This window comes from Mycobacterium sp., assembly GCF_036488105.1.
GTDB lineage: Bacteria > Actinomycetota > Actinomycetes > Mycobacteriales > Mycobacteriaceae > Mycobacterium.
In genome coordinates this window covers 1-1,640 of the sequence record NZ_DASXHW010000290.1, presented here as the reverse complement: position 1 = coordinate 1,640, position 1,640 = coordinate 1, and the positions used below count along the sequence as shown (strand labels likewise).

Genomic DNA, 1,640 nt, shown 5'->3' with positions numbered 1-1,640 from the left:
CGGGACCTGTTGGTGCGGTCCGCGTCAATTGTGCCGTCGCTCAAGCGATATGTGCTCGAGATGCGATTCAAGCCGATGCCGCGATACGAGCAGGGCGCCGTCGTGCACCCCGAACCGCGACGGGACGATTCGCCCGTCGGGACGCTATTCGTCCAACCCCGGGTAGATACCCGGGAGCAGCAGGACGTCCTGTTCGACGACGTTATCGGCGGCTGGTTCGCCGTCGTGTGCTGGAACAACAATCCGCGGGAAATACTGGGAGCCAAGGCATTTGCCGATTGGCAGGCGCTAGGCGCCAAGCTTGTCGCCGCCCGGCCACTGACTCAGCTGCACTGGGACGGCGACGACGATCCCGATGTGACTGTCGTCGGCGACCGGACTGGCCAGCTCAAGGCCTGGTTCGACGCGCACCAAGAATCCGTACTGTTCCTGCGCCCCGATCGCTGCATCGCGGGCGCGTGTATCGCTCAGCTCGCCCCCGAGTTGAGTGCGTCGCTCTTCGACGTCCTCACCTTGACACCGGGAGGAAACCGTGCCGCTAGCCCTGTGCTGCATGTCCCACAGCCCTCTGCTCAATCTGCCCGGGCCGTCGCGGGACCTCCTTGATGACATCGACGGCGCACTCACGCAGGCACGGCAATTCGTCGAAGACTTCGACCCGGAGATTGTCGTCATTTTTGCGCCTGACCACTACAACGGCTTCTTCTACAAGCTGATGCCGCCGTTCTGCATCGGTACCGAAGCTGCGGGGGTCGGCGATTACGGCACTCACAAAGGACCGCTTGACGTCCCCGAGGCAATCGCGGTCGGCTGCGCGAAAGCGGTTCTGTCCGCTGGCGTCGACCTCGCCATCTCGGCGAGCATGGAAGTCGACCACGGCACCGTCCAACCGCTGGAGAAGCTGTTCGGCTCCGCCACCGCGCGTCCAGTGATCCCAATTTTCATCAACTCCGTCGCGACCCCGCTGGGGCCGTTGCATCGCTGCCGGACGCTCGGCACCGCGGTCGGTAGCTATCTGGCCACGTTGGGCAAGCGGGTGCTGCTGGTGGGATCCGGCGGGCTGTCGCATGATCCGCCGGTTCCGACACTGGCGACCGCGACGCCGCAAGTTGTGGAGCGGATTGTGCACGGTCGGCCAATGACGGCCGAGCAGCGTTCGGCGCGGCAGACCGCGGTGATCGACGCGGCCAAGAGCTTCTCCGCGGGAGACAGCGACCTTGCGCCCCTCAACCCAGAGTTCGATCGCCAATTCCTCGAGATCGTAGACAGCGGACATCTCGGCGACCTAGACAACTGGTCCAACTCGTTCATCGCCAACGAGGGCGGCAACTCCGCGCATGAGATCCGCACTTGGGTCGCGGCTTTCGCGGCGCTGGCCGCCGCCGGACCGTATCGGACGGGCGTGCGCTACTACAGGCCGGCGCCCGAGTTGATTGCCGGGTTCGCGGTCAGAACGGCGGTGCCGGCGGCATGACGGCAGCGGCACCTGGCAGCCCCGATACGTTCGACGACGTCATCGACGTGTTGGTCATCGGTTCTGGAGGCGGCGGCATGACGGCGGCGTTGGCCGCCCACGCCTCCGGCCTCGACACGCTGGTCATCGAAAAGTCCAGCCACTTCGGCGGTTCCACCGCGCTGTC

General features: G+C 65.5%; 2 protein-coding genes and 1 pseudogene. All 3 read left to right on the top strand.

What is annotated here, in order from left to right; all coding sequences use genetic code 11:
- A pseudogene (locus VGH54_RS14940) lies at positions 1 to 606 on the top strand (3-(3-hydroxyphenyl)propionate hydroxylase); the annotation flags it as partial.
- Positions 554 to 1,474, top strand: a complete 921-nt coding sequence (locus VGH54_RS14935) for a 3-carboxyethylcatechol 2,3-dioxygenase (RefSeq protein WP_331512822.1) — start codon at positions 554 to 556, stop codon at positions 1,472 to 1,474. The pseudogene VGH54_RS14940 and the gene VGH54_RS14935, both read left to right, overlap by 53 nt.
- A partial coding sequence (locus VGH54_RS14930) for an FAD-binding protein (RefSeq protein ID WP_331512823.1) occupies positions 1,471 to 1,640 on the top strand: 170 nt, incomplete at its 3' end. The genes VGH54_RS14935 and VGH54_RS14930, both read left to right, overlap by 4 nt.

Coding starts and splice junctions, on each gene's coding strand:
- VGH54_RS14935 (WP_331512822.1), top strand. CDS start 554: ATGTCCCACAGCCCTCTGCTCAATCTGCCCGGGCCGTCGCGGGACCTC.